Here is a 403-nt window from a genome sequence, read left to right on the forward strand (position 1 = left end):
TTCGACCACATAACGGGTTTTCGACAAATATCGGTTACGTTTGGTTTGCGCTTCCGTCAGCGGACGGTTGCGGTGGGCTTTGCGCATAATGCCGTCCAACAACCGATGCTCTTCCAGATGTTGTCGGTTTTCCGCACTGTCGTAGCCTTTATCGGCATAGACGGTCGTGCCTTCGGCTATCCCTTCCAGCAAAGGCGACAGGTGGTTGCACTCATGGGTATTGGCGGGAGTGATGTGCAGTTTCTCGATATAGCCTTCCTCATCGGTGCGGGTATGTTGTTTGTAACCGAGTTTGTAGAGGTTTTCGGCGTAAGTAACAAATTTACTGCTAAATCAGAGAAGCAACGCACTAAGTAACAAATTTACTGCTGCAAATTCATTTTCTAGCAAAATGATCCTTAAT

The 403-nt window shown here is 47.4% G+C and carries 1 pseudogene; it reads right to left on the reverse strand.

Annotated elements, in window-relative coordinates:
• Window positions 1-315 (reverse strand): annotated as a pseudogene (locus ACLD9W_RS12525) (transposase); the annotation flags it as partial.
• Window positions 316-403: the final 88 nt, after the last annotated feature.

The sequence above is a fragment of the Neisseria sp. WLZKY-1 genome, from assembly GCF_046546535.1.
Taxonomy (GTDB): Bacteria; Pseudomonadota; Gammaproteobacteria; order Burkholderiales; family Neisseriaceae; genus Neisseria.